The sequence below is a fragment of the Oceanisphaera litoralis genome (assembly GCF_016907015.1).
In the GTDB taxonomy this organism is placed as follows: Bacteria; Pseudomonadota; Gammaproteobacteria; order Enterobacterales; family Aeromonadaceae; genus Oceanimonas; species Oceanimonas litoralis.
In genome coordinates this window covers 1-23267 of the sequence record NZ_JAFBBE010000032.1, presented here as the reverse complement: position 1 = coordinate 23267, position 23267 = coordinate 1, and the positions used below count along the sequence as shown (strand labels likewise).

At 57.8% G+C, this 23267-nt stretch carries 23 protein-coding genes; 13 read left to right on the top strand and 10 right to left on the bottom strand.

The features are described 5' to 3' along the window. Positions 1-397 precede the first annotated feature (397 nt). Positions 398-1384: an integron integrase gene (locus tag HNR62_RS15330; RefSeq protein ID WP_204796946.1), complete on the top strand. Its 987-nt coding sequence runs from the start codon at positions 398-400 to the stop codon at positions 1382-1384. 191 nt (positions 1385-1575) lie between these two features. On the opposite strand, the gene HNR62_RS15325 is transcribed toward HNR62_RS15330, so the two are convergent. Beyond that, a complete protein-coding gene (locus HNR62_RS15325) occupies positions 1576-3105 on the bottom strand; it encodes an alkaline phosphatase D family protein (RefSeq protein WP_204796945.1) in 1530 nt (509 codons plus the stop codon). Positions 3106-3640: 535 nt separating this feature from the next. Here HNR62_RS15325 and HNR62_RS15320 point away from each other — a divergent pair. From HNR62_RS15320 to HNR62_RS15295, 6 genes are all read left to right on the top strand, one after another. Beyond that, a complete protein-coding gene (locus HNR62_RS15320; protein WP_204796944.1) occupies positions 3641-4546 on the top strand; it encodes a DNA replication terminus site-binding protein in 906 nt (301 codons plus the stop codon). Positions 4547-4790: 244 nt separating this feature from the next. Continuing rightward, on the top strand, positions 4791-5993 hold the full coding sequence (locus HNR62_RS15315) for a Bcr/CflA family multidrug efflux MFS transporter (RefSeq protein ID WP_204796943.1): 1203 nt from the start codon (positions 4791-4793) through the stop codon (positions 5991-5993). Between the two features lie 95 nt (positions 5994-6088). Then, positions 6089-7279 (top strand): amino acid aminotransferase, encoded by a 1191-nt coding sequence (locus tag HNR62_RS15310; RefSeq protein WP_204796942.1) that lies wholly within the window; start codon positions 6089-6091, stop codon positions 7277-7279. A 217-nt stretch (positions 7280-7496) separates the two neighbouring features. Then, positions 7497-8783: a paraquat-inducible protein A gene (locus HNR62_RS15305; protein WP_239552860.1), complete on the top strand. Its 1287-nt coding sequence runs from the start codon at positions 7497-7499 to the stop codon at positions 8781-8783. Further along, positions 8776-10416 (top strand): intermembrane transport protein PqiB, encoded by a 1641-nt coding sequence (gene pqiB / locus HNR62_RS15300; RefSeq protein WP_204796940.1) that lies wholly within the window; start codon positions 8776-8778, stop codon positions 10414-10416. The genes HNR62_RS15305 and pqiB overlap by 8 nt, the downstream gene beginning before the upstream one ends. A gap of 2 nt (positions 10417-10418) precedes the next feature. Continuing rightward, complete coding sequence (locus HNR62_RS15295; protein WP_204796939.1) at positions 10419-11018, top strand: PqiC family protein; 600 nt, start codon at positions 10419-10421, stop codon at positions 11016-11018. A gap of 98 nt (positions 11019-11116) precedes the next feature. On the opposite strand, the gene HNR62_RS15290 is transcribed toward HNR62_RS15295, so the two are convergent. From HNR62_RS15290 to HNR62_RS15275, 4 genes are all read right to left on the bottom strand, one after another. Further along, positions 11117-12283, bottom strand: a complete 1167-nt coding sequence (locus tag HNR62_RS15290) for a mechanosensitive ion channel family protein (RefSeq protein WP_239552859.1) — start codon at positions 12281-12283, stop codon at positions 11117-11119. 295 nt (positions 12284-12578) lie between these two features. Next, positions 12579-12866, bottom strand: coding sequence for a sll1863 family stress response protein (locus tag HNR62_RS15285; protein WP_204796938.1), 288 nt, complete (start codon positions 12864-12866; stop codon positions 12579-12581). A gap of 23 nt (positions 12867-12889) precedes the next feature. After that, positions 12890-14233 (bottom strand): hypothetical protein, encoded by a 1344-nt coding sequence (locus HNR62_RS15280; RefSeq protein ID WP_204796937.1) that lies wholly within the window; start codon positions 14231-14233, stop codon positions 12890-12892. Between the two features lie 5 nt (positions 14234-14238). Next, complete coding sequence (locus tag HNR62_RS15275; protein WP_204796936.1) at positions 14239-14793, bottom strand: cytochrome P460 family protein; 555 nt, start codon at positions 14791-14793, stop codon at positions 14239-14241. A 583-nt stretch (positions 14794-15376) separates the two neighbouring features. On the opposite strand from HNR62_RS15275, the gene HNR62_RS15270 reads away from it, so the two are divergent. Continuing rightward, a complete protein-coding gene (locus HNR62_RS15270; RefSeq protein ID WP_204796935.1) occupies positions 15377-15925 on the top strand; it encodes a hypothetical protein in 549 nt (182 codons plus the stop codon). A gap of 61 nt (positions 15926-15986) precedes the next feature. Here HNR62_RS15270 and HNR62_RS15265 read toward each other — a convergent pair whose 3' ends face one another. Further along, on the bottom strand, positions 15987-16178 hold the full coding sequence (locus HNR62_RS15265) for a DUF1289 domain-containing protein (RefSeq protein ID WP_239552858.1): 192 nt from the start codon (positions 16176-16178) through the stop codon (positions 15987-15989). A gap of 215 nt (positions 16179-16393) precedes the next feature. Between HNR62_RS15265 and HNR62_RS15260 the strand changes: the two genes are divergently transcribed. From HNR62_RS15260 to HNR62_RS15250, 3 genes are all read left to right on the top strand, one after another. Then, complete coding sequence (locus HNR62_RS15260) at positions 16394-16891, top strand: phosphatase domain-containing protein (protein ID WP_204796934.1); 498 nt, start codon at positions 16394-16396, stop codon at positions 16889-16891. A gap of 124 nt (positions 16892-17015) precedes the next feature. Continuing rightward, positions 17016-17687, top strand: a complete 672-nt coding sequence (locus tag HNR62_RS15255; RefSeq protein ID WP_204796933.1) for a Dph6-related ATP pyrophosphatase — start codon at positions 17016-17018, stop codon at positions 17685-17687. A 117-nt stretch (positions 17688-17804) separates the two neighbouring features. After that, on the top strand, positions 17805-18245 hold the full coding sequence (locus HNR62_RS15250; RefSeq protein WP_239552857.1) for a c-type cytochrome: 441 nt from the start codon (positions 17805-17807) through the stop codon (positions 18243-18245). A gap of 81 nt (positions 18246-18326) precedes the next feature. On the opposite strand, the gene HNR62_RS15245 is transcribed toward HNR62_RS15250, so the two are convergent. The 3 genes from HNR62_RS15245 to HNR62_RS15235 form a co-directional block, all read right to left on the bottom strand. Beyond that, positions 18327-19103 (bottom strand): methyltransferase domain-containing protein, encoded by a 777-nt coding sequence (locus HNR62_RS15245; protein ID WP_204796931.1) that lies wholly within the window; start codon positions 19101-19103, stop codon positions 18327-18329. 109 nt (positions 19104-19212) lie between these two features. Beyond that, positions 19213-19551, bottom strand: a complete 339-nt coding sequence (locus HNR62_RS15240) for a zinc ribbon domain-containing protein YjdM (RefSeq protein WP_204796930.1) — start codon at positions 19549-19551, stop codon at positions 19213-19215. Between the two features lie 225 nt (positions 19552-19776). Further along, positions 19777-20982: a cation:proton antiporter gene (locus tag HNR62_RS15235; RefSeq protein ID WP_239552856.1), complete on the bottom strand. Its 1206-nt coding sequence runs from the start codon at positions 20980-20982 to the stop codon at positions 19777-19779. A gap of 136 nt (positions 20983-21118) precedes the next feature. On the opposite strand from HNR62_RS15235, the gene HNR62_RS16250 reads away from it, so the two are divergent. Both HNR62_RS16250 and HNR62_RS16245 read left to right on the top strand, forming a co-directional pair. Next, the gene (locus tag HNR62_RS16250; RefSeq protein WP_338044118.1) at positions 21119-21343 is read left to right on the top strand and encodes a reverse transcriptase domain-containing protein; all 225 of its coding nucleotides are present in this window, start codon (positions 21119-21121) and stop codon (positions 21341-21343) included. A 76-nt stretch (positions 21344-21419) separates the two neighbouring features. Further along, entirely contained in the window at positions 21420-21650 is a 231-nt protein-coding gene (locus tag HNR62_RS16245; protein ID WP_476703925.1) for a group II intron maturase-specific domain-containing protein, read from the top strand. On the opposite strand, the gene tnpC is transcribed toward HNR62_RS16245, so the two are convergent. Continuing rightward, positions 21642-23051 (bottom strand): IS66 family transposase, encoded by a 1410-nt coding sequence (gene tnpC, locus HNR62_RS15225; RefSeq protein WP_204796929.1) that lies wholly within the window; start codon positions 23049-23051, stop codon positions 21642-21644. The two genes, HNR62_RS16245 and tnpC, sit on opposite strands and share 9 nt — an antisense overlap. Positions 23052-23267 lie beyond the last annotated feature (216 nt).

Below are 23267 nucleotides of genomic sequence, written 5' to 3'. Positions count from 1 at the left end.
ACGATACAAATCAACCCGACTAGATCAAGCGATATAGGCCTTTTTAGATTCGGTTTTTCAAATAGCACGATGCTAGTTCCTTGCTACCGCTTAACATTTTAATAGTGAGCATGCGCATATATGTTCAAGTGCATGCGTTAAATAAAATCTATAAGCTTATGATTATAGGATCATTTTTCTCTTTTAGGATAACAACTGCGCGCTCAAAACGAGCATGCTCAATATCTACACAGCTTTGCTCGTTATCTGCATCATCGTATTCTAAATCATTAATTTTACTGACTTTTCCTCCATCTTGCTGCTGTACACGCGCACGCTCTGTTGATAACGCGCATGCAAACCTCACAGCTTGCAATATACTGTATTTATGTACAGTTAACAGCGAGTGAGAAAAACCATGGCTGCCAGTCCGTTTTTGAATCGCATTCGCCGGGAGCTTCGCCTGGGCGGCTATAGCCTACGCACCGAAAAAACCTACCTGCACTGGATCAAACGGTTTATTCGCTTTCATCAGTTGCGTCACCCAAGCGACATGGGTGGGCCGGAGGTTCGAAGCTTTCTTACCTGGCTGGCCGCCGATTGTCATGTTGCCGTCAACACGCAAAAAACCGCTCTCAATGCCTTGGCGTTTATGTATCACAAGGTATTGAACATCGAGCTTGGTGAACTGGATTTTCACCATGCCACTCAATATCGCAATCTTCCCGTCGTGCTCACCCAGCCCGAAGTGGCTTTAATTCTCAAACAATTGGATGAACGCAACCAGCTGATTTTCTCTTTGCTTTATGGCAGTGGCCTCAGGATCACCGAGTGTCTGCGGCTTCGTGTGCAGGATATCGGCTTTAGCGACAGCTCTGTCACCGTGCGCAACGGCAAGGGCAATAAAGACAGAAAAACCATGTTAAGCCACCGGCTTCACGGCATGCTGCACCAGCAGATAGAAAGCGCCTTGTCGATTCAGCAGGCAGATAACCTGAAAGGCGTCGGCCCGTCACTGCCTTTCGCCCTTGGCAAAAAATACCCTAATGCCTTTCGACAACCGGCCTGGATGTTTGTTTTCCCATCCGTCAGTTTGTGCAAACACCCCGTTACCGGTGAGGTTTGCCGACACCACCTGCATGACTCGGTGCCACGCAGAGCACTGAAGAAAGCGGTTAGACAAGCAGGCATCAATAACAAACGCATTAGTTGCCATACCTTTCGCCATTCCTTTGCTACCCATCTACTCGAAGCTGGCCGCGATATCAGAACGGTCCAGGAGCTGCTTGGCCACAGTGATGTGCGTACCACCCAGATTTATACCCATGTGCTCGGCCAGCATTTTGCCGGCACACACAGTCCGCTCGATTTCCTTGCCATACCGGACAAAAATCAACCACATTAATTCGTCGCTTTAAACAGCGCCCACGCTACCGCCTGACCTTGCAGGCGATCGGCCTGGTTGCAGCTCTTTCAATAAGCGTCCTATTCTGACGCAACCGAAGAATAATTCAAAATTCAATTGAGCCCCTTAAATAAACGGCCCGCATTGCGGGCCGGGTGCCTCTTATTTGTAGAGTGCAGAGTGAAGAGTGATCAGGCGGGTTGCAGCACCTTGGTAAACAGGGTGTCGTTGTTGAGATCCTTGAGGATCACGGTCATGGCCCGATTTTCGGCGTCTATGTCCACCTGGCCGAAGAACTGCAGCCCGGCCAGGGGCGACAGGTTCTGGGTAGCGGGTGACTTCTCGTAAACCACCTGCAGGCCAAAGGTGTCGTCCACCTTGCCGGGGCCGAAGCTGCCGGCATTCAGCGGGCCGGATACAAATTCCCAGAAGGGCGCAAAGTCGTTAAAGCCGGCCTTGGCGGGATCGTAATAGTGGGCGGCGGTGTAGTGCACGTCGGCGGTAAACCACACCACATTTTGAATGCCGGCGTCTTTAATGCCCTTGAGCAGCCGGGCGATTTCCAGCTCCCTGCCCTTTGCCGAGCCCTGGTCACCGTTGGCCACCGCCTCCCATTTGGTGTCGCCGTCGGCTATCTGCAGCCCCAGCGGCATGTCGCAGAACACCGCCTTCCAGGTGGCGGTGGAGGCTTTAAGCTGCGCCAGCAGCCAGTCTACCTGAGTGCTGCCCAGAATGGCGGTGTCTTCCCCGGCCTCGGTTTGCAGGTTGGCGCTGTTGGGGCCGCGGTAGGAACGCATGTCGAGCACAAAGCGGTCCAGCAGCGGGCCGAACGGCAGGCTGCGATAGACTTGCTCGCTGCCTTCGGAGCCGCTGCGGCGAATGGGCGCATAGTCGAAAAAGGCGCGGGTGGCGCGGGCCTGCAACAGGGTGGGGCTTTTCACCTGATAACGGGCATCGGCAGTAAGATCCTTGGAGGCGGAATAGTTGTTTACCACTTCGTGATCGTCCCACTGCCATATCTGGGCCACCTTGCTGTTGAACAGCCGCACGTTCTCGTCCATCAGGTTATAGCGGTAGCGGCCCCGAAATTCGTTGAGGGTTTCGGCCACCTTGCTCACCTCGGGCGTAACCAGATTCTTCCACACCTTGCCGTCTTCCACCTCGATACGCTCGGGAATGGGCACATCGGCATAGATGGTGTCGCCGCTGTGCACGAAGAAGTCGGGCTCCTGCTCGGCCATGGTACGGTAAATGGTCATGCCGCCCACTTCCGGGTTGATGCCAAAGCCCTGCCCGGCGGTGTCGCCGGACCAGAGAAAGCGTACCGGGCCAAGGGCAACGGGCGCCGTCATAAAGCTGCCCACTTCCCACTCGGAAAACTCGCCATTGCCGGCCTCGCTGTAACCCACCCGCACGTGAATGCGACGACCGGCGGGCAGACCGGTCAGCTCTATCCGGCTGGTAAAGTCACTGGGCGACAGGGCCCAGGGCCCGCGCACCCGTTTGGCTTGGGCAAAACCCTGATCGGTGTCCCACTCCACCCACATGCGTGCCGGGCGATCACTGCGGCCCCACACAATGGCGCTGTTGGCGAGCACGTCGCCAATCTGAATGCCGCTTTGCTGCTGCGGTTGGCCGGTGGCCGCCATGGCCGGCGTTTTGCTTAACAACAGACCACCACCCAGTACCGCCATGCCCTGAAGAAAGTCGCGTCGTTTCATCTCACCCTCTGCATCTACTGCATCATTAACAAAGGCGCCACTGTAAAAGCCGAAAATGAACATCGGGTAAAGATTGGATGACGAATTGAAGACAATGACGTATTCAAGACATTGATGAATTGAAGACAATGATAAATTGAAGGTAGCCACGAGCCGAATGTGGGGCCTGCAGCCGCAGGCAAAACGTCTATGCAGGACCACTTTAGCCCTCTTGGTCGAATAAATTCGACCCTACGAAAAACGACGATACCTAAGCTCCAAGGCGCCCATTTATGCGGCGCGATCATGCAGGTACACCGTCATGTTCAGGCATGGCGCCCTGGTTTGATTTGGTTGCCTTGCTCCGCAAGGCCCGCCAACTGAAGTGGCGGCTACAGAAATCATAAATTTCGTAACGAAATGTATTATGTAAAATAAAGACGAACTATTCCTTTCAAACCTCCTGACCGATATTTGCCCTGCAAAGCCGGGTTATTGCGCCGGGTCTTGCCGGCTGCTACATTCAGAGTCATCCATTGTATGTTGGCATAATATTATGTTTACTCCTGCCGCCCGGTTGCGTCATACCTTTAGTGAACTCGAGTCCGCCATGGCGGCCTTGTCAGATCTGATCACACAAACCGCCGCCACGGTGCCGGTCAATGCCTGCTGCTTTCCCCTGCCCGATGTGGCCAGCGGCGACGAGCACGAGCCGGTCACCCACATAGAAGTATCCCGGCTTGATGGCGCGGCGGCGATAACGGCCGCACTGGACGGTTATCGCCAGTGGTATATCCGGCCCGGTTGCTCGGCCAAGGCCAGCTTTCGGCTGCCGGGCTATCTGGTGCTGCCGGCGGCGCTCAAACCGGAGCTGCAAGCGCTGACGGAAGACATCAACCGGCTCAAGGGCGAGTTTCGGGCCCAGGTACAGGAGGCCGAAGGCCGCGACCAGAAGTTTGCCCTGGTGCACGACACCCTGCCCGGCCTCATTACCCTGCAGGTTTACCGCCATCTGGTGCTGCTGCCACATTCGGTGTCTCGCCTCGGCTTTACCTGGGCCAACAAGCAGATCATCCAGAAAATCGACAAGGACAAACTGGTCAAGCAGCTCAGCGACGCCCGGCTGTCGCCCCCGCCGCTGACCGACGCCCAGACCTGGCTGCAGTGTGTGGACAGGGAAATCTACGACGTGAAGCGGCTACCGCCGGGCGTCGAGCTGCGCCTGCGCCGCCCGGTCAAGACCCATCCCATGGTTAATGTACGCTGGAGTGAAGAGCTCACCCCGCGCCAGCAACAGGTCAAGGCGCACCTGCCGCTGCTGCTGTGTCAGGACGAGCTGCCGGCGATCACCGCGCTCGGCCACTACCCGCCCGCCACCAGCCGCAAGCGCCGGGCCGCCCGCATTACCGACGATCCCTTGATCCCCCGGCTGCATATCTATCCGTACCGGCCGGTGTCCTGATCAGCCGGCAGTCAGTGACACCCGTGGGCATCCGTTTATGCGGCGCAAGCCAGTAGGATCCAATTCATTGGACCGGCCCAATCTCGGTGCAACGCCATTGGTCGAATACTCTTACCTAGAATAAGTCGACCCTACGGATCAGAGACTTACATGTGATCCATGCACCATCTTGCGACGTCGTTTTTTTGCATGATAATGATTATCATGTTTAAATCGGGGTTCCCTACCCTCTCTGGATGAATCCATGGGCCTGCCCCTTTCCTTGCTGTTGTTACTTGCCTGCCTTGCCGGCCTCACTCCCCTGGCCATCGACATGTATCTGCCCAGCCTGCCGACCATAGCGCACGACCTTGGCGTGCCGGTGGCTCAGGCTCAGCTTACCATCAGCGTGTTTCTGGCAGGCTTTGCGCTGGGCCAGCTGTTTTACGGCCCGCTGGCCGATGCGGTGGGGCGAAAGCCGGTCATGCTGGGCGGCCTGATCCTGTTTACTCTGGCAAGCCTGGGCTGCGCCACGGCCGACAGCATTGAAGCACTGATGGCCTTTCGTCTGCTGCAGGCTGTCGGCGGCGCGGCAGGCTCTGTGGTGCTGAATGCCCTGCTGAAAGACATGTTCGAGCGAGACATGTTTGCCAAAGTCATGTCGATGGTGATTCTGGTGATGACGCTGGCCCCGCTACTGGCACCACTGATCGGCGGCTACCTGCTGCTGATCGCGCACTGGCACAGTATTTTCATCCTGCTCGCCGCCATCGGTCTGCTGGTGACCATCATGCTGGCCATCAGGATCCCCGAAACCCTCAAGCCGGAATTACGCCAGCCCTTCCGCTTGCTGCCGGTGCTGCACAACTACGGCAAGATACTGCGCCACCGGGCGGCCCTGGGTTACATTCTGTGTGGGGCGCTTACCACCGCCGCCATGTTTGCCTTTATTTCCGGCTCGCCGCTGGTGTACATCGAGCTGTTTCAGGTGCCGGCCCAGCACTACGGCCTGCTGTTCGGCATGAACATTCTGCTGATGATGGTGCTGACTTTCGCCAACAGCCGGCTGGTCAAAACCCTGGGCAGCGATCGGCTGCTCAAACTGGGGCTGTCTCTGGCGGCACTCGCCGCCCTGGCACTGATTGTCAATGCCGTTACCGGGATCGGTGGCCTCTGGGGCATAGTGCTGCCGGTGATGCTGTTGATTGCCCAGATAAGCCTGATCGGCGCCAATTCCATGGCCGGCCTGCTCAACCATTTTCCCGAAGTCGCCGGCACCGCCGCCGCCCTTGCCGGTACCACGCGTTTTGGTCTCGGCGCCATCGCCACCTTCGCGGTCAATGCCAGTCATGTTACCTCGGCGTTGCCCATGGCTTTGGTGATGACGCTCTGTGCCTGGCTGGCCCTCGGCTGTTACTGGCTGCTGGTTCATCCTGCGCTGGCAAAATCGGTACCGATTCAGCACTGAAAGCCGTTTTTTAATGAGGCCGCAGATGATATAACTAGGGGCTGTCGCGCTTTGCGACCCGAAGACACTCTTTACTACAAGGATTTAACAAGACTATGTTTGAGAAGGTCACTGCTGCACCGGCCGACCCCATACTGGGCCTGACCGATGCGTTCCGCAAAGATCCCCGTACCGACAAAATCAACCTGGGCGTGGGCATCTATAAAGACGAAGCCGGCCAGACTCCGGTACTGCGCTGCGTGAAAAAAGCCGAAGCCCGCCTGGTGCAAGAGCAAACCACCAAAAACTATCTCAGCATAGAAGGCATCGAGGCCTACGGCCGCGTGGTGCAACAACTGCTGTTCGGCGCCGACTCCGCCATTATCGCCAGCCAGCGTGCCCGCACCGCCCAGGCGCCGGGTGGCACCGGTGCCCTGCGCATTGCCGGTGAGTTTATCGCCCGTCAGCTCGACACCAACACCATCTGGGTCTCCAACCCCACCTGGGCCAACCACAGAGCCGTGTTTACCGCCGCCGGTCTGGAAGTGAAAGAGTACGGCTACTACAACGCCGATGCCAAGGATCTGGACTTTGACGGCATGCTGGCCGATCTGGCCCAGGCCAAGGCCGGTGATGTGGTGCTGCTGCACGGCTGCTGCCACAACCCGACCGGTATCGACCCTACCGAAGCCCAGTGGCAACAACTGGCCAAATTGTCTGCCGAAAAAGGCTGGCTGCCGCTGTTCGACTTCGCCTACCAGGGTTTTGCCAAGGGCATCGAAGAAGACGCCTACGGCCTGCGGGTGTTTGCCGAGCATAATGTCGAGCTGCTGATTGCCAGTTCTTTCTCCAAGAACTTCGGCATGTACAACGAGCGCGTGGGTGCCTTCACCCTGGTCGCCAAAGACGCCGAGACCGCCAACACCTCCTTCAGCCAGGTGAAAGGCATTATCCGCGCCAACTACTCCAACCCGCCGTCTCATGGGGCCAACGTGGTCGCCATTGTGGCCAACGATCCCGAGCTGTATCAGGACTGGCTGGCGGAGCTGGCCGAAATGCGTGACCGCATTCAGGAAATGCGCACCCTGTTCGTGGAGAAGCTGTCCAGCCGCGGCGTAAACAAGGACTTCAGCTTTATCGCCCGTCAGAACGGCATGTTCTCGTTCTCCGGCCTGAACAAGGAGCAAGTCGCCCGCCTGAAGGACGAATTCGGCATCTACATCGTCGGCTCCGGCCGCATCAGCGTGGCCGGCATCACCAAGTCGAACATCGACGCCCTGTGTGACGGCATCGCCGCCGTCATCTGATGATCGGTCATGAATAACGGCAAGGCCCCGCACTGCGGGGCCTTTTTCGTTGCGGTCATGCCGGGCGCAATGCCGTGCTGGAGTAGGACCTAAAACTGTCGTAGTATCAAGCACTCGCTGTTGTATCCGGAGGCTTTACCCCGCATTGGCTGAACATGGCGCCGCGTCCTCATCAATCCCTGTAGCTCACCCTCGCAAGAGCGTGTCGCGGCGGCGCTTGCGTGTCTGCCACGAATGCGATCTGCTGCTGGCGCTGCCATCACTCCACCCCGGTGAAAAAGCCGACTGCCCACGCTGTGGCCACACCCTGGTGCGCCGTCATGCCAATCCGGCCGAACGCAGCCTGGCCCTGGCCATCGCCACCCTGATCACCCTGACCCTGTCGGTGGCCTTTCCCTTTATCAGCTTCGATATCAGCGGCATCGGCAACCGCATCGAGCTGACCGAAACCGCGTCGACCCTCATCGGCATGCATCAACCACTGGTGGCCCTGAGCGTGTTGCTGACGGTAATAGTGCTGCCCGCCATCTATCTGCTGAGCCTGACCTGGCTGTGCCTGGGATTGTTATTGCGACACCCCCTGCCCCACAGCCGACAGCTGGCCCGCACCCTGCGCCATGTTACCCCCTGGATGATGGCGGATGTGTTCGTGATCGGCACCCTGGTCAGTCTTATCAAGATCATCGGCATGGCCCACATCGAGCTGGGGCTGTCGTTCTGGTCCTTCTGTGCCTATGCGCTGCTGCTGCTGCTGACCACCCAGTCGGTGGACCGCGACTGGCTGTGGTTTTCGCTCGATAAAGAGCCCCGGGCGCCCGCCGGCGCCAGCATTGGCCTTGCCGCCTCCGAGCAGGGCCTGAGCGGCTGCCACACCTGCGGCCTGGTCAATCGCCTGCCGGAAAGCGGCAAGGGCCGCTGCCAGCGCTGCCACGAGCCGCTGCACCCTTATCGCGCCGGTAACCAGGTTACCCTGGCCCTGCTGGTCGCCTCTGTGGTGATGTACCTGCCGGCCAATCTCTACCCCATCATGATCACCACTTCGCTCGGTGATACCACGCCGTCGACCATCCTCGGCGGCGTGCTGTTGTTCATCCGGGAAGGCGACTTTCCCATTGCCATGATCATCTTTGTCGCCAGCGTGCTGGTGCCGGTCAGCAAGATGCTGGCGCTGCTGTGGCTCTGTTATGTGGTGCGCCGGCAACAGCGGCCCCTGGGCCGCCTGAGCCGTATCCGCCTTTATCGCATTACCGAGTTTATCGGCCGCTGGTCCATGGTGGATGTGTTTGTGGTCGCCATTCTGGTGGCCCTGATCCGCAATGGCTCCATCATGTCCATCGAGCCCGGTGCCGGTGCCCTGGCCTTTACCAGCGTGGTGGTGCTGACCATGCTGGCGGCCATGATGTTCGACCCCCGCAGCATCTGGCAGGGCGCCGCCCCATCGGAACACGCAGACTTATCTTCTACCGGACCGCAGCGTCCACCCAAGGAATCTTCTCATGTCTGACCCCCAGCAGCGCGCCGAGCGGCGGCCCCAGCGTTCCCTCTCTCCCATCTGGATTGTTCCTCTGGTGGCCCTGCTGATTGGCGCCTGGATGATTTACGACAACCTGAGCAAACTGGGCCCCTCCATCACCCTGATCATGGACAACGCCGAAGGCATAGAGGCGGGCAAGACCCTGATCAAGACCCGAAATGTGGAAGTGGGCCGGGTAGAAACCGTCAGGCTGTCGGACGATCTCGAACATGCGGAGATCACCGCCCGCATGAGCCCCCAGGCAGAAGACATGCTCAACGAGGACACCCGCTTCTGGGTGGTCAAGCCCCGCATCGGTCGCGAGGGCGTCAGCGGCCTGGGCACTGTGCTGTCCGGGGCCTACATTCAACTGTTGCCCGGTAGCAGCGAGAAAAGCAAAGAGGTGTTCGAGGTGCTGGAACAACCGCCGGTGGCGCCTCCCGATGCCGAAGGCTTGCGCATCAATCTGATAAGCCAGGTGGGTAATGCCATTTCCACCGGCGATCCCGTGACCTATCAGGGCTATACGGTCGGCCGGGTGGAAGACAGCCATTTCGATCCGGAAAAACGGCAAATGCGCCATCGGCTCTATATCCAGTCGCCCTACGAGGTACTGGTGACCAGCACCACCCGTTTCTGGACCGCCTCCGGCGTGGATGTGCGGCTGGACTCGGAAGGATTCAAGGTGAATGTCGCCTCGCTGGAATCACTGATCGGCGGCGGCATCACCTTCGGCGTGCCCGACAATGCCTCCATGGGCCGCCAGGCCAAAGAAGGCGCCAACTACGTGCTGTTCAACGATGAAGACAGCGCCAAGGAAGGCCGCTACGGCCAGTATCTGGAATATGTAATGCTGCTGGACGACACGGTACGCGGCCTGAGCCCCGGCGCCCCGGTGGAATATCGGGGGGTACGCATCGGTACCGTGGTCGGCGTGCCCTGGAACTTTACCGCGCCCCAGCCCGACTCGCTCAGCAGCTTCGCCATTCCGGTATTGATCCGTATCGAGCCCCAGCGCTTCGACGACACCGAACAGGACATGGACACAGAGCAGTGGCAACAGCGACTGGATCGCATGTTCAACCATGGCCTGCGCGCCTCGCTCAAGGCCGGCAACCTGCTTACCGGCGCCCTGTTTGTGGATCTCAACTTCTATAAGGAAGCGGAGCCCTTCCAGCACATGACCTTCGTAGATAAACAGGTATTCCCCACCACCTCCGGCGGCTTCGCCCAGATTGAACAGAAGGTGTCCAACCTGCTGGACAAGCTGAACAAGCTGCAGATTGAACCTGTGTTGGATACCCTCAACCAGACCCTGGCCAGCACCCGAAAAACCATGGACAAGGTCAACGGCATCGCCACCTCGGTCGATGCGCTGCTGGCGGATCCGGCCACCGGCCAGTTGCCGGACAACATGAACACCACCCTGCGCCAGCTGCGCGATACCCTGCAGGGCTTTGCCCCCGACTCTCAGGGCTACAACGAGCTGACCCAGACCCTGTCGCGACTGGAAAAACTGATGCGGGATCTGCAGCCGGTGGTGCGTACCCTGAGCGATCAGCCCAACGCCCTGATCTTTGACAAGCAAGTCACCGAAGACCCCCAACCGAGGGCCAGGAAATGAGAATGACTCCCCGCACCCGAGGCCTGGCATTCAGCCTGCTGCTCGGCCCCTTCCTGCTTGGACTGAGCGGGTGCACCGGCAGCGATCCCGCTCCGTCCAGCTATCTGCTGCCGGCCACGGCGCCCACGCAACAATATCCGACTGCGCTGGCCATTACCGTGGCCCCGATCGGCGTCGCCGGCCATCTGGACAGTGACGGCATAGTGCTGCAGCTCAACGACATAGAGGTATATCAGGCGCGCCAGCACCGGTGGGCCGAAGATCTGGGCAAACAGCTGCAACAGCAGCTGCGGCAGCGGCTGGCGCTCAGCCTGCCCCGAGCGCAGGTGGTGGGCAAGGGCCAGCCGCTGCTAGGCGGCGTGCCGGTACGAGACATTAGAATTCAGGTGAGTCGTTTTCAGGGCCATCACGACGGCATGGCCCTGGCCGAGGGCCAATGGCAACTGCTGGATGGCCGCGGGCGCCTGTTGAAACAGGCCGGTTTTCGGGTGGAACAACCGCTGACCGACGACGGCTACCCGGCCCTGGTGCGCGCCCTCGCCGCCGCATGGGACCAGGTGGCCGATCAACTGGCCGCAGAGCTGAGCGTAGGTTGGCGATGAGCGTAGCGAATCCCAACCTTCGTACCGACTGCCGACATGTTGGGACTCGTCCCTCGTCCACAACCTGCGCAGGCCGAGCCATTGCCGGGCCTGCCGGATTAATCCGTGCCCGGTTCGTCTTTCGAGGCCACCGTTTTGTCTTGTCGGTTAAGCCAGGGCTCCAGGCCCTTGGCTTCATCGATAAACAACTGCAGATGGGGAAAGGGCATTTCGATACCGGCATCATCCAGCCCCTGCTTGATGCTTTCCAGCAACTCGCAGGAAATTCGGCCCTTTACCTCCACATCCTCCGCCCGCACCCACACCTGAGCGCTCAGATTCAGCGACGAGTCCGCCAGCTCGCGCAGTTGCACCCTGGGCTTCATCTGCTCGTTGGTGATCACCATGGGATGGGCGCGCAACAGCGGCATGATCACCTCCCGCGCCCGCTCGACCGACTCTTTATAGGCAATGCCCAGGGCAATGCGAATGCGGGTCGGCCCTTCGGCGCTGAAGTTGATGATGTCCGAGGTGGCCACGCTTTCGTTGGGGATCATGCTGAAAACATTGTCCCGGGTGCGTAGCCAGGTGGTACGAAAGGCGATGCGCACCACCCGGCCTTCCTGACCGTGGATCTGCACCCAGTCGCCGATACGAAAAGGCCGCTCGATCAGCAGGGTGATACCGGCAATAAAGTTGGCCAGGGTCGACTGGGCCGCAAAACCCACGGCGATACCCACAATACCCAGACCGGCAATGATGGAGAGCACGTCGAAACCGAACTGGGCCATGACGGTAATGGCGCCCAGGGCGATAAGAGAAACCGACAGGGTGTTCTTGCACAGCTGTTCCAGCGAAGAGTCGATATGGTGCCGCGACAGGCTGGAGGTGAGACCGCGAGACAAGAGCAACCAGAGCACATAAAAGGCCAGCGCCATCAGCCCGGCCCGGGCGGCGCCCTTGAGCACACCGTCGGGGGCGCCATACTGGGCCAGAATCGCCACTATGACCGCCAGCCCCAACAGATAACGCAACACGGTTCTGGCAGAGGTCAAGGGCCGGGTGCCATAGTTGGCTCTCCCCAGCGCCAGCTTGAGCAGGCTGGAGAACAGCCAATAAACTGTGCCGAACAACACCAGAATCATGAGCGACACCAGCAGTTGCCCCACAACGGCGACCGCCAGCTCCTGCCAATTGAGTCCGCTCACCCCCAGGGCATCGCCGGTATCGGTCAGGCTGTCGTAAAACTGTTTCCACAACAGGGAAATACTGGAGTCTGCCATCATCACATCCTTGTATGGGCCAAAAGCGTTGCACCAGCCGTTCGGCCATCACGGCCCGAAGTCGACTTCGCCAACTGCCTGAAACTATAGCATCTGCTGCAAGGTCAATAACTTAAGAATCTTTCAGACAAGCACAACGAACCCGATAAAGGACATAGGGCCACGATACTGGCTGGGTAGGGTGACGGGGATGCGTCGTTGAATGGATGCAGCCTGGATCCTGCCCGGACCCAGGCGTGGGTGTTTATCGGAACGATAGTGTTTACCTGAACAATAGTGTTTACCTGAACGATAGTGTTTACTTGAACTTGTCGGCGGCGTCCCTGAAAGACTGCTTGAGCGTGCTCCAGGCGCTTTCGAAGCCCTGCTTGACCGACTGCCAGCCTTCTTCGCTGCTGTTGGACAACTCATCCAATTTTCGCTCGCTTTGCTCTATTTTCGCATTCAGGGAATCGATGTGCCGGTTCAGTTCCAGCTGACTATCGGCACTGGCTGCCGTTGCCTGGGCCTTGAGCTTGTCCAGCTCGGCCTTCCATTCATCCAGCTTGGCCTGGGCCTTTTTCTGATACAGCTCTCTCTCATTCATGGGAACTCTCCTTCTCCAGAGCGTTATTCATCTGTGATTGTAACTTGAAGCTGCTGCAATCCATTTGGTGACAAGGTTTGAAAGTACAGGTAATGATTGTCGACAAACACACCGTCGGTCCCTGCATATCCCCAGAGATAATCATGCTCGATCATTTGTGCCAGCCTGACGTCATTGGGCGCGATCGACAACACCATCAAACCCGAGGGGGAAACAGGATAGACCACCCGTTCCCTGATACTGCCATTATTGCCGCCATGCCTTTCGCTGCTGATAGCCGGTTGTGCCTCACGCACGAAGGGCGGCAATGATGTATTGCTCGCCGTTACCTTCCCCCTTTCATCCATCAGATAGGCAAACCCCGTTTGTTGCCGGGTAGTCCCCGTGATCAGAAACTGCCGCGCCGCAGCAAGATATTGCACATCGTAGGTATAATATTGTAAATCATCACGCAAGGCCTTGGGCGAGGTCACCATCATATTGGTGAGAGGATGGTAGAGCGCATACATCAGCCGGGCCCGGCTAGTTCCCGCAATAAACCGTTGCCATATCAGCAGTGCCACGTCAGGGGAACCGGCCAGTACAGGCCACCAATCACGGGTATCGTCCCCCACCACCACGGCTTTTCGGGTCAAGGGCTTGCCGGTCGACGAAAAGGTACTGAGCCATACATCGTCTCCCGTGCCCAGATTGTCGACGCCGCCGCCCGTAATCCACCCTTCGGAATAAAACACCACAAAACGGTTGCCTACGGCGGCAACATGGCCGGAGTGACCGCCATCAAAGACCATCTGTTGATAGGGAGCCACCGGCTGCAGCCTGGTGTCGAATATTGCGTAAGATTGCATCAGCGTATGCTCTGCCTGGTAGGCATCTTCCATGGTCACCATTATGTGCCCATCAGCCGTAATGGCCGAGCTAGCAGGCTCCTGCGCCGTGGCATTCGGTGCAGCCAGCAGTAACTGGGGAGAAAAATGCACCTTGTAGGGGGCCATCTGCATAGATTTACGACCAGAGAGTGGTTTGCTGGCGCTGTCTGTCGAAAAAGACAAGAAACCAGCGTACACATTGTGCTGCCAGTCCTCGCCGCCAACCGGACCCAGCCGCAGTCTTTCTGCAGGTTCAGAAGCCCAGATAGACACATAGCCTCCCGTTGGTAGCGGCAATATATCGATGCCATGCTGGTATGCGCGCATGTCCTGCGCCGCCACCGGGCCACAAAGCGCCAGCAAAGCCAGCACCATGGAGCGAGCATGAACAGAGATGACGATGGGAGTGAACAAAGGCATCGGCTTTCTTACTGAATCCAGATGAATAGTATTCAGTATAGCCATCGCAAGAGAGGCGGTGCCCGAGCGCGCCAACATCGCCGTTATTTTCTCAAGGTCGGGTATCCTTCGGTAAAGACCCAACCGGTGGCCTCTGCCGGTATGTGACAGCTCTGGCAGGTCTCGGCAAAACTCTTGGACACATTCTTCGAGGGATCTTTGGCCTCATACAAAGCCCAGCCCCAGCCCTTGCCCCAGTGGGGACCATCGAAACGGCCCTTATCGTCTTTCACCATCACGAACCAGACTCCCTTGTCTCCGGCCCATTGGGCATGACCTGTGGTTTTGCTACCCGACTCGATACCGCGAATTTCCTTGATGAGCACGGTGCCATCGGGGAATGTTCCCGCTTCCCGGTAACCCTGCACCGCCTCGGGCTGAGTGTATACATCGTGGAAGCCATGGCCCGGCGCCTTGTCATCCGCCACTATCCAGGAGCCCAGGTGGGTCCAACTGGCGCGGGCATCTTCGGGTAGAGAAATATCACCCTCCGCACTCACATACCGGTCATAGGTGTCTTCGGCAAGTTCGGCTGCCATGGCGGATAATGACCCAAGCATCACAGCGGTCAGCAAGGTACCAGACATTAACTTGTTCATCGTTTCGCTCCTGTCGTCTGTTAACAAGGGCCTGACTCCCGCAAGGTGCAGCAGGTTGTACGCCACTGCTCATGCTCGATACGGAGACATGCCAGTCCTGACAGTAAGCATGGACGATAAATCCAGACAGATGACATCTTGTCGTTCACATTTTCTATCCACTGATATGATAGCCATTGTTATGATAGCCATTGATATGAAATATGTATCAACGCTCGCCTCGGTCAGGAAACCGGCATCCATTCAGCCTGTTCATCAACATATTCTTCCCCCCTGTCTACATCTGTGTAGTGCCGCCATCAGCCCATGGTATGGGGTAAGAAAAGCTGACGATCCCGGGTACGGCACGCCATGTTGGTTTTTGTTGCAACTGATAACAAAAGGTTGAAACTTGGTTACATTAAAGCTGTGTACTAGGATAGGATGATCGGCCTGTAAACATCTGCAGACCGAGAAAAAACAAAGATTGGTCTCAAGTGTGTCTACTTTAACGTCGTCATTCCGGCCAGGCTCCGGACACGCGACGGGACGATTTGAGTGCTTGGTTAGTGTTTTTATGATGGATCCATTCAAGGAGTTTCTCATGAATACGATCAAGAAGTTTTCAATAACACTATGCGCCAGCGCCATCATGCTCCCCGCCTATTCCCTGGCGCAGGGCATGCACAGTCAAGATTTCGGTCCCAAAGTAGGCGATCGAGAATTAACCCTGTCCGGCGCGGGTAGCAGTAGCAAGGATTTTGACAACGGTACCTTTGGTGTCTCGGGTGACCTGGGTTGGTTTTTGTCCGACCAGACAGTGGCGGGTGTCCGTCAAAGCATCAACTATGCCAGTGTGGAAAACGGTGATGATGCCTGGAACGGCAGCACCCGGGGCTATGTCGACTACCACTTTGGTCAGCACCAGGCTCGCCCCTTTGTCGGCGCCTCGCTGGGTGGTATTTATGGTGATGGCGTGAAGGATACCGGTGTAGCCGGTTTGGAGCTGGGCCTTAAATATTATGTGCTCCCCTCTACCTTTATTCTGGCCCGTGCCGAATACCAGTTCCTGTTCGACAGCGGCGACAGCGCAGAGGACAACTTTGACGACGGTGCCTGGGCCTACGTACTGGGTATGGGTTTCAACTACTGATAACCACTGATAACCCCTGCCGATATAAGCCAGCCGCCAAGGCTGGCTTTTTCATGGTGGATCAGCTCAACGCAAGCCCCTCTATCCGCCGGGCGCAATGGGCCAGAATACGTCTTTTCTGCTCATCCGACTTGTCAACCCAGCCGATGATTTCCGAGATGCTGCGATAACAGCCCCGGCACACTTGATGTTCATCGAGCCTGCACAGCCCGATGCAGGGGCTGTTCACGCCCCCATCCTTATTCATCGTCATGGGTATCCTTGTTACTGCGTTAACGGGCAAACCGGCAACCTGATGCATGGCGTGTATTTTACATGGCTTCCACATTATCTCGTGTTCACGCCCTGGTTTTCCACTCCTGGTTTTCCACTTCAGCTTTTCCACTCCAGCAAGGCACTGGCTACAGTTGAAAGAGCCCCGGCGAAAAATCTCGTCATCTTCTAAGTCCAATTGAATAAGGAGTCATCATGAATTCAGCCAACACCCATCCGGTATGGTATATCGACACCCCCAAGCCGGGCCGCCTGGCCCTGACCCCTTGCCCCGGCACCCAAACCTGCTCCCTGGCCGACAGCCTGACCCAGTTGTACCTCGACGGGGCCGGCACCGTGATCAGCCTGACCACGGACGCCGAGCTGGCAGAAAAAAACGTCAGCCAGCTGCCCGAACTGGTGACCGCCCTGGGGATGCGCTGGCTGCACCTGCCCATCTACGAAGACGGGGTGCCGGATCGGGTCTGTGAAGACAAATGGCAGGCCAATCTGGTGGCCATGCAGACCCAGCTGGCCCACGGCAAGGACGTGGTGATCCACTGCATGACCGGCTCGGGCCGGGCCGGCCTGATGGCCTACCGGCTGCTCAGGGCCCTTGGGGTCGAGCCACAGCAGGCGAGGGATCAGATCAAGGCAGTACGGCCCAACGCCTTTACCCTGCCCGAGCAGAACGACTATATAAAAAACATATAAAAAGGCTGGGCTAAATAAAAAGGCTGGGCCAACCGTCGTCACCCGAATACGGCCATCGTGATAACATCGGGGCCTGTCATCCCATGCCGGTCGATAGAGAGTGCCGGCCCCATCAAGGAAACCCATGACCAGAAAAACCCTGATGTCCTGGAGCAGCGGCAAAGACAGTGCCTGGGCCCTGTACACACTGCAGCAAGACCCCGAGTTCGAGGTGGTGGGTCTTTTTACCACCGTCAACGAGGAATTCCAGCGGGTCGCCATGCACGGCGTGCGGGCCGAGCTGCTGCGCCGACAGGCAGAGAGCATAGGGCTGCCGCTGGAGATCATCAATATCCCCTTCCCCTGCAGCAACGAGCAATACGCGGCGCGCATGGGCGCCTTTGTGGATAGCGCCAAGGCCCGGGGCATCGCCTGTTTCGGCTTTGGTGATCTGTTGTTGGAAGACGTGCGCCAGTACCGGGAAGAAAAACTGCAGGGAACCGGCATTGAAGCGGTGTTTCCCCTCTGGGGCTCGGCCACCGACACCCTGCCCGGCCAGATGCTGGCCAGCGGCCTGCGCACCGTTATCACCAGCCTGGATCCGAACAAGGTTCCCGAACACCTGGCCGGCCAGGAACTGAGCCCGGTCCTGCTGGCCGAACTGCCCGAGGGCACAGACCCCTGTGGCGAAAACGGCGAGTTTCACAGCTTCGCCTTCGACGGCCCCATGTTCCGGCACAACATCGATATCCGCATCGGCGACATCGTTCACCGCGACGGCTTTGTGTTTGCGGATGTATTGCCGGCGCACGGCTGAGCACAAGGGGCCGATGGCGCCGCTGTCGGCCTGCATAAGCGGCGCATCTTGCTCTAGACTGAAGATGATGCCCGGAATGTCATCCGGTGCGGACCATGCTTATAGGGAGTAAATTTGATGAGACGCCCGCCACTATTATTCATTGTTCCGCTGCTGGCCCTGGGGCTGAGTGGCTGTGACCCAAGCGCGAAAGGCTTCAGTCTGCCGCCCGGAGATATCGCACAGGGGGAGCAGGTATTTAAGGATATGCAGTGTCTGAGCTGCCATACCATGGAAGGGTATGAACGGCCGGAGGGAGATTGGGAACTGTCTGTTGCCCTGGGGGGCCAGGTGAAGAGCCTGAAAACCTACGGCGAGCTGGTCACCTCGGTCATCAACCCTTCACATCGACTGGCAAAAGTCACCGACATGTCGACGATTCAGGTTGACGGAAAATCGGTCATGCCGGTCTACAACAATCTCATGACGGTATCCGAGCTGATCGATCTGGTGACCTTTCTGGAATCGAAATACGAATTGGAGCCCTACGAGCCAACGGTTTACGATCTTCATCATTGATTGATCAAGATTGATGAAAGCAGCGGCTGATCGCGTGGACGAGGTGGCCGGCAGCAACCCCAGAATAACCAGGCTCGCACATCACAGTCTGATAGCGCGGGTAAACCCCGCCTCATTTGCGCTGGGCTGCAGCTGGCTGTTTTTCAACCTCCAGTTGAACGTCTGTGCTTTTTCGGCGCCTTCTACCTGAAGGGTCAGCGTCAGGCGGTTACCACGCAAGGTGGCGGCTTCCACGGCTACCGGCACCTCGTTAAGCCAGGCCTTGGCGCTCAATTGCTGAAAGTGTTGTGTCAGCGCCACACTAAAGTGTTGCCGCTCACCGGCTTGCCATTGCCAGACGCCGGCCACGTTTGCCGGCACAATCCACTTGTAAATATGTGCACCTGCGGCATAACAGCGATCATCCGGCAGCCAGTCGCCCATATCAAACGAATGAGAAATAACCCGGGTGCCCGGCTTTAGTTCCGTTAGCAGCCGTGGCCGTAACAGCAGATTGACGCTTTGCAGCAAATACAGGGTGACAACCGTGGCACGACTGATATCCACCGTAAAAAAGTCACCTTCAATAAATTCAACCAGGTGATCCATACCCATGGTGGCGGCAAATTCGCGGGCTTCTTCCTGCCGCGGTGGATCCATGTCTACCCCCACAGCGCGGGCTTCTCGCCCCATGGCGGCGGCCACCACAATACGGCCATCGCCGGAGCCCAGATCATAAAGCACGTCTTGCGCCGTCACACGGGCCAGATCGAGCATGCTTTCCACTATCACTTCGTCGGTAGGCACAAAAGGCACATTAAGATCCGGGTTGAACTCGGCGCCTTCACCAATAATAAACTCGCTAAATTCCCTCGACACGCCCCACCCCCGATATCAATAATAAAGGCCAGCCCGGCCGACCCATGCTTATATTAGGGTCTGTTGACCTTTCGCGGTGAAACGATGCCCAGGCTTGTCTGACTGACATTCAGGCTTTTTTCACAAACGCCGCCGTCACCATCATTTCGCCGACGCCGTCCACCTTGCAGTCCAGCTCGTGATCCTTGCCTTCCACAATGCGGCGGATCAGCGCCTTGGTGCCAATCTTGATGACCATGGAGCTGCCCTTTACCTTGAGATCCTTGGCCACGGTGACCTTGTCCCCTTCCTGCAGCAGGGTGCCGTTGGCATCCTTGGCGGTAAGCGGCGTATCTTCAGCCGCCACTTCGGCGGGGTTCCATTCATGAGCACACTCGGGGCAGATCAGGTGCTCCTGATCCTGATAAACATACTCGGAGTTGCATTTGGGGCATGGAGGTAGTGACATGGATTGCTTCTTCTTCAATCTGAATTTGGGGATATGTTAATGGCAATTCCCTGACTTTTCGAGTGGATTTATGCCGACACGCGAAATTTGCCCCTATTTCATACACAATAACCGCACAAGCGCTGATTTTTCAGGCAGCTCGACTGCTCTCGGTCGGGATGATAGATCAATACAATTCATTCCACTCCATTCCAGGGAGCCACCGCCAGCCCGTGGTGTTGGCCGTCATTTCAACACCCTCCTTATCAGCACAGGCCCCACCAACTCGAACAAAATGGTCGAGCTGACCACCGCCGACAACAGCACAGCGCCATGCTGCGGCAGCTGCTCTGCCGCCAGTAGCGCCATGCCAATGGCCATACCGGCCTGGGGTGTCAGTGCCAGCCCCATGCTGGCCGGCAGTTTTGCCCGCCGGGCCGGCGAGGCCAGCCAAATCCCCAGCCAGCCGCCCAGCCAGCGCCCCAGCAGACGCAGCCCCACATAGGCAAGGGTCAGCCAGAGCGCGTCGTTCAGCCGGTAAAGATCGATCATGGCGCCGGAAAGTACGAAGAAAAACACCAGAAAGGGCCACTCGATCTGTTCGATGGCCCGAAACGAGCGGGTATGATGGGCGGAGACATTGGCAATGACGGTGCCGGCGGTCATGGCCGCCAGCAAGGGCGACACACCCAGCCCGGCAGAGCAGCCGGCCAGCAGCAATATCAGGGCAATGGCCTCCACCTGAGTGGGCTCACCCGGTGCCAGCCGGCCCGTAAGCCAGGCGGCCGGAAAGCCGATAAGCAGCCCCATCAGCACGGCGCCGCCCAGCTCCCACAGGGCATGCAGCAGCACCAGCTCGCCATGCCCCGACGACAACCAGCCCAGCACCGCCATGGCAAGGCCAAACACCAGAATGCCCCAGCCATCGTCGATGGCCACAATACCCAGCAGCACCCGGGCAGCCAGCCGGGTGTCGTGCCGGCCGTGCACGGTTTCGCGCACCGCCGCCGGATCCGTGGCCACTGAAATGGCCGCCAGAGCAATGGCCAGAGCCAGCGGAAACCCCAGCAACCAGAGCCCCGCCCCCACCAGCAGCACGCTGCACACAAGCACCGCCAGAGAAATCACGGTGATCAGCCAGCCGGTGCGACGCAGCCGTGCAATGGTGAGCTCGCTGCCCAGTAAAAAGGCCACCATAACCAGCGCCAGCTCGATCAGTGGCTCCGTCAGACCATTGAGCATGATGCCACCGGTGCCTCCGAGCCAAAACTGATCTACCACGGCGATCAGCACGCCCAGCAGCACCAGTAACGACACCCGTGGCAGGCTGGTGCGCGCCGCCAGCACATCGGCCGCAATGCTGAGCGACAGAATGGCCCCAAGCGCAACCATACTCAGGGCGGCAGGGTGAGATTTAGTAAAAGTAACAACATCAACAACCAGACCCGGCATGGCGCGCTCCCTGATGGCAAAGGTGCCGTGATCGCACAGGTTAAATGACACCAGTATAGGTGGGCAGCGGCAAGTAAATCGCGTACGGCCATGCCACTCAGGGTTTATCGATAACCAGTTTAAAGGTGAGAGTTGAGTGGGTGTGCCGCAAGGTGGACCGCTGTCGCCGTTACTGGCGAATATCATGCTCGACTCTTTGGATAAAGAGCTGGAAAAACGCGGTCATAAATTCGCTCGCTATGCGGATGACTTCACGATTGTAGTGAAGAGTCAGCGAGCAGGCGAACGTATACTGTGCAGTATCAGCCAGTATTTGCAACGTCGCTTGAAGTTAGTAGTAAATACCGACAAAAGCCGTTGAAGTGGTTAAAACCAATGAAAGCAAGTTCTTGGGTTTTACGTTCAAGGCGAGCCGCATTCATTGGCACCCGTAAACGCTGCTGAAGTTTAAGCAGCAAGTTCGGAAACTCACGAACCGCAACTGGGGTGTGTCGATGAAATACCAACTGTTTAAGGTCAGCCAGTATTTACATGGCTGGATAAATTACTTTGGCATCGCCAGTGGGTATCAGCACTGTGTTGAACTGGATCATTGGATCCGGCGCAGAGTCCTGATGGCCTACTGGCGACAGTGGCGAAAACGTATCTGTTCACCGAGACTACCTTGACGGGGACAATTCTGCTGGAATGGGGTAATCCGTCTTCTCGATACAAGCGCGGATCACCGACTGTAACCACTGTTGCGGGCAGCGGCCCAGGCGCTTGGCGGTTTCCACCAACGACAGAATACGCTGGCGGAACAGTTCGCCCCGCTGGGACCAGACGCCATAGCTGCCCTTGCGCCACAGCACGTAGCCACGTAAGGCACGCTCTGCCTCATTATTGGTCAACGCGATGGCATCATCTTCCATGAAGCGCCATAGCATCTCGTCATCCTTGATGAGTAACCGGCAACGACCACGGTAACGTTTGGAGCAGACCAACGCCCCCTGTGCCAGTTGTTGTAACCAGCTTTGCCGGCAGCGCCGCAGTCGGCGTAGGTATTGCGCTTTGGAGAGGCCGCCGCTCTCCCACCGGTGCCGGGTGCGAAACACCATGTCCGCCAGCAATACCAAACGCGCGCCAATCGGCTGATTAACCTGTTCGCCGCTGTCGGCGATAGCGGCCACATTACGGGCAACATGCGCCCAGCACAGCTGACGCTGGCTCGGGTCAATAAAGCGATAACCGCTATATTGGTCCGTGACCACCACGCCTTCCGGTGCCAGGCCCAGCAGGCGTTGGGCGGCATCTTGGCCACGGCCATAGGCCGTCATGAAGCAGACCGCTATCTTGCTTAATGCCAGCCACATCCAGCGTCGTTCGCCGCCTCGCTGGTGCCGGGTCTCATCAGCATGGATATGTGTCGCCTGCTGGACCTGCTGCTTGATGGCCTGATAGGTCGGCGTGAGCATGGCACTGACTCGCCCTTGTGCTTCGCTGATGGCCCCGCGACTGAAGGTCAGACCGAAGTGTTGCTTCAGTTGCTGCTGTATCTGACTGATGCTCTGGTGAAATTGACCGCTCTGCAAGGCAATGTAGGTGAGCAGATTAGGGCCCATCTGCGTATCGCTGACCGTCTCGGGTAACTCGGCCTTGGTCGTGGTGATACACCGTGTACAAGTACGGCGAAACAGTTGGTGTTCGGTGACAAAGTAGCTTACCTCAGGCAAGTCGAACACCTGATGAGTCCGATGGGGCCTGTCATGGGTAAGCATCTGGCCACCGCAGCAAGGGCAATCAGCCGCAGGATAATGAGGCGTCACCGTCAGCCGGGCATCGTGAGGATGACGCTCACGCCGTTGTCCCTTATGACCAGGTTGGGCACCCCGCTTCCTCCCCGAGTTCGGCCGCTTGCGAACAGGCGGCGTACCGGGACCATCACTGGATGGCGGTTTGGACGAGTTACCGCTGTTCTGGTTGAGACGGTCTTCCAGCTCGGCAATACGATCCAGGAGCTTGAAAATAAGCTCATTGGCTTGCTCGAGGGTGAGCGCTGGAACAGCTGGTGTGGGCTTCTGTTTGGTCATGAAGTAAAGCATGCCCTGCTGACAGGATCAGACAAGAGCCAAAAGTAGATCAAGAGATGATCGTCTCACTTTTTTTGCTGTCAATGCTATGCGGGTGAACGGTTACGCGAAAACCAGGTACTCATTCGTTAGTACTTAAGCTTGATTTTCTATTAATAAACAACAAGATGACATTACTCCAGTACAGGGTAAATACTCAAGCCCAATTGCAGTAAC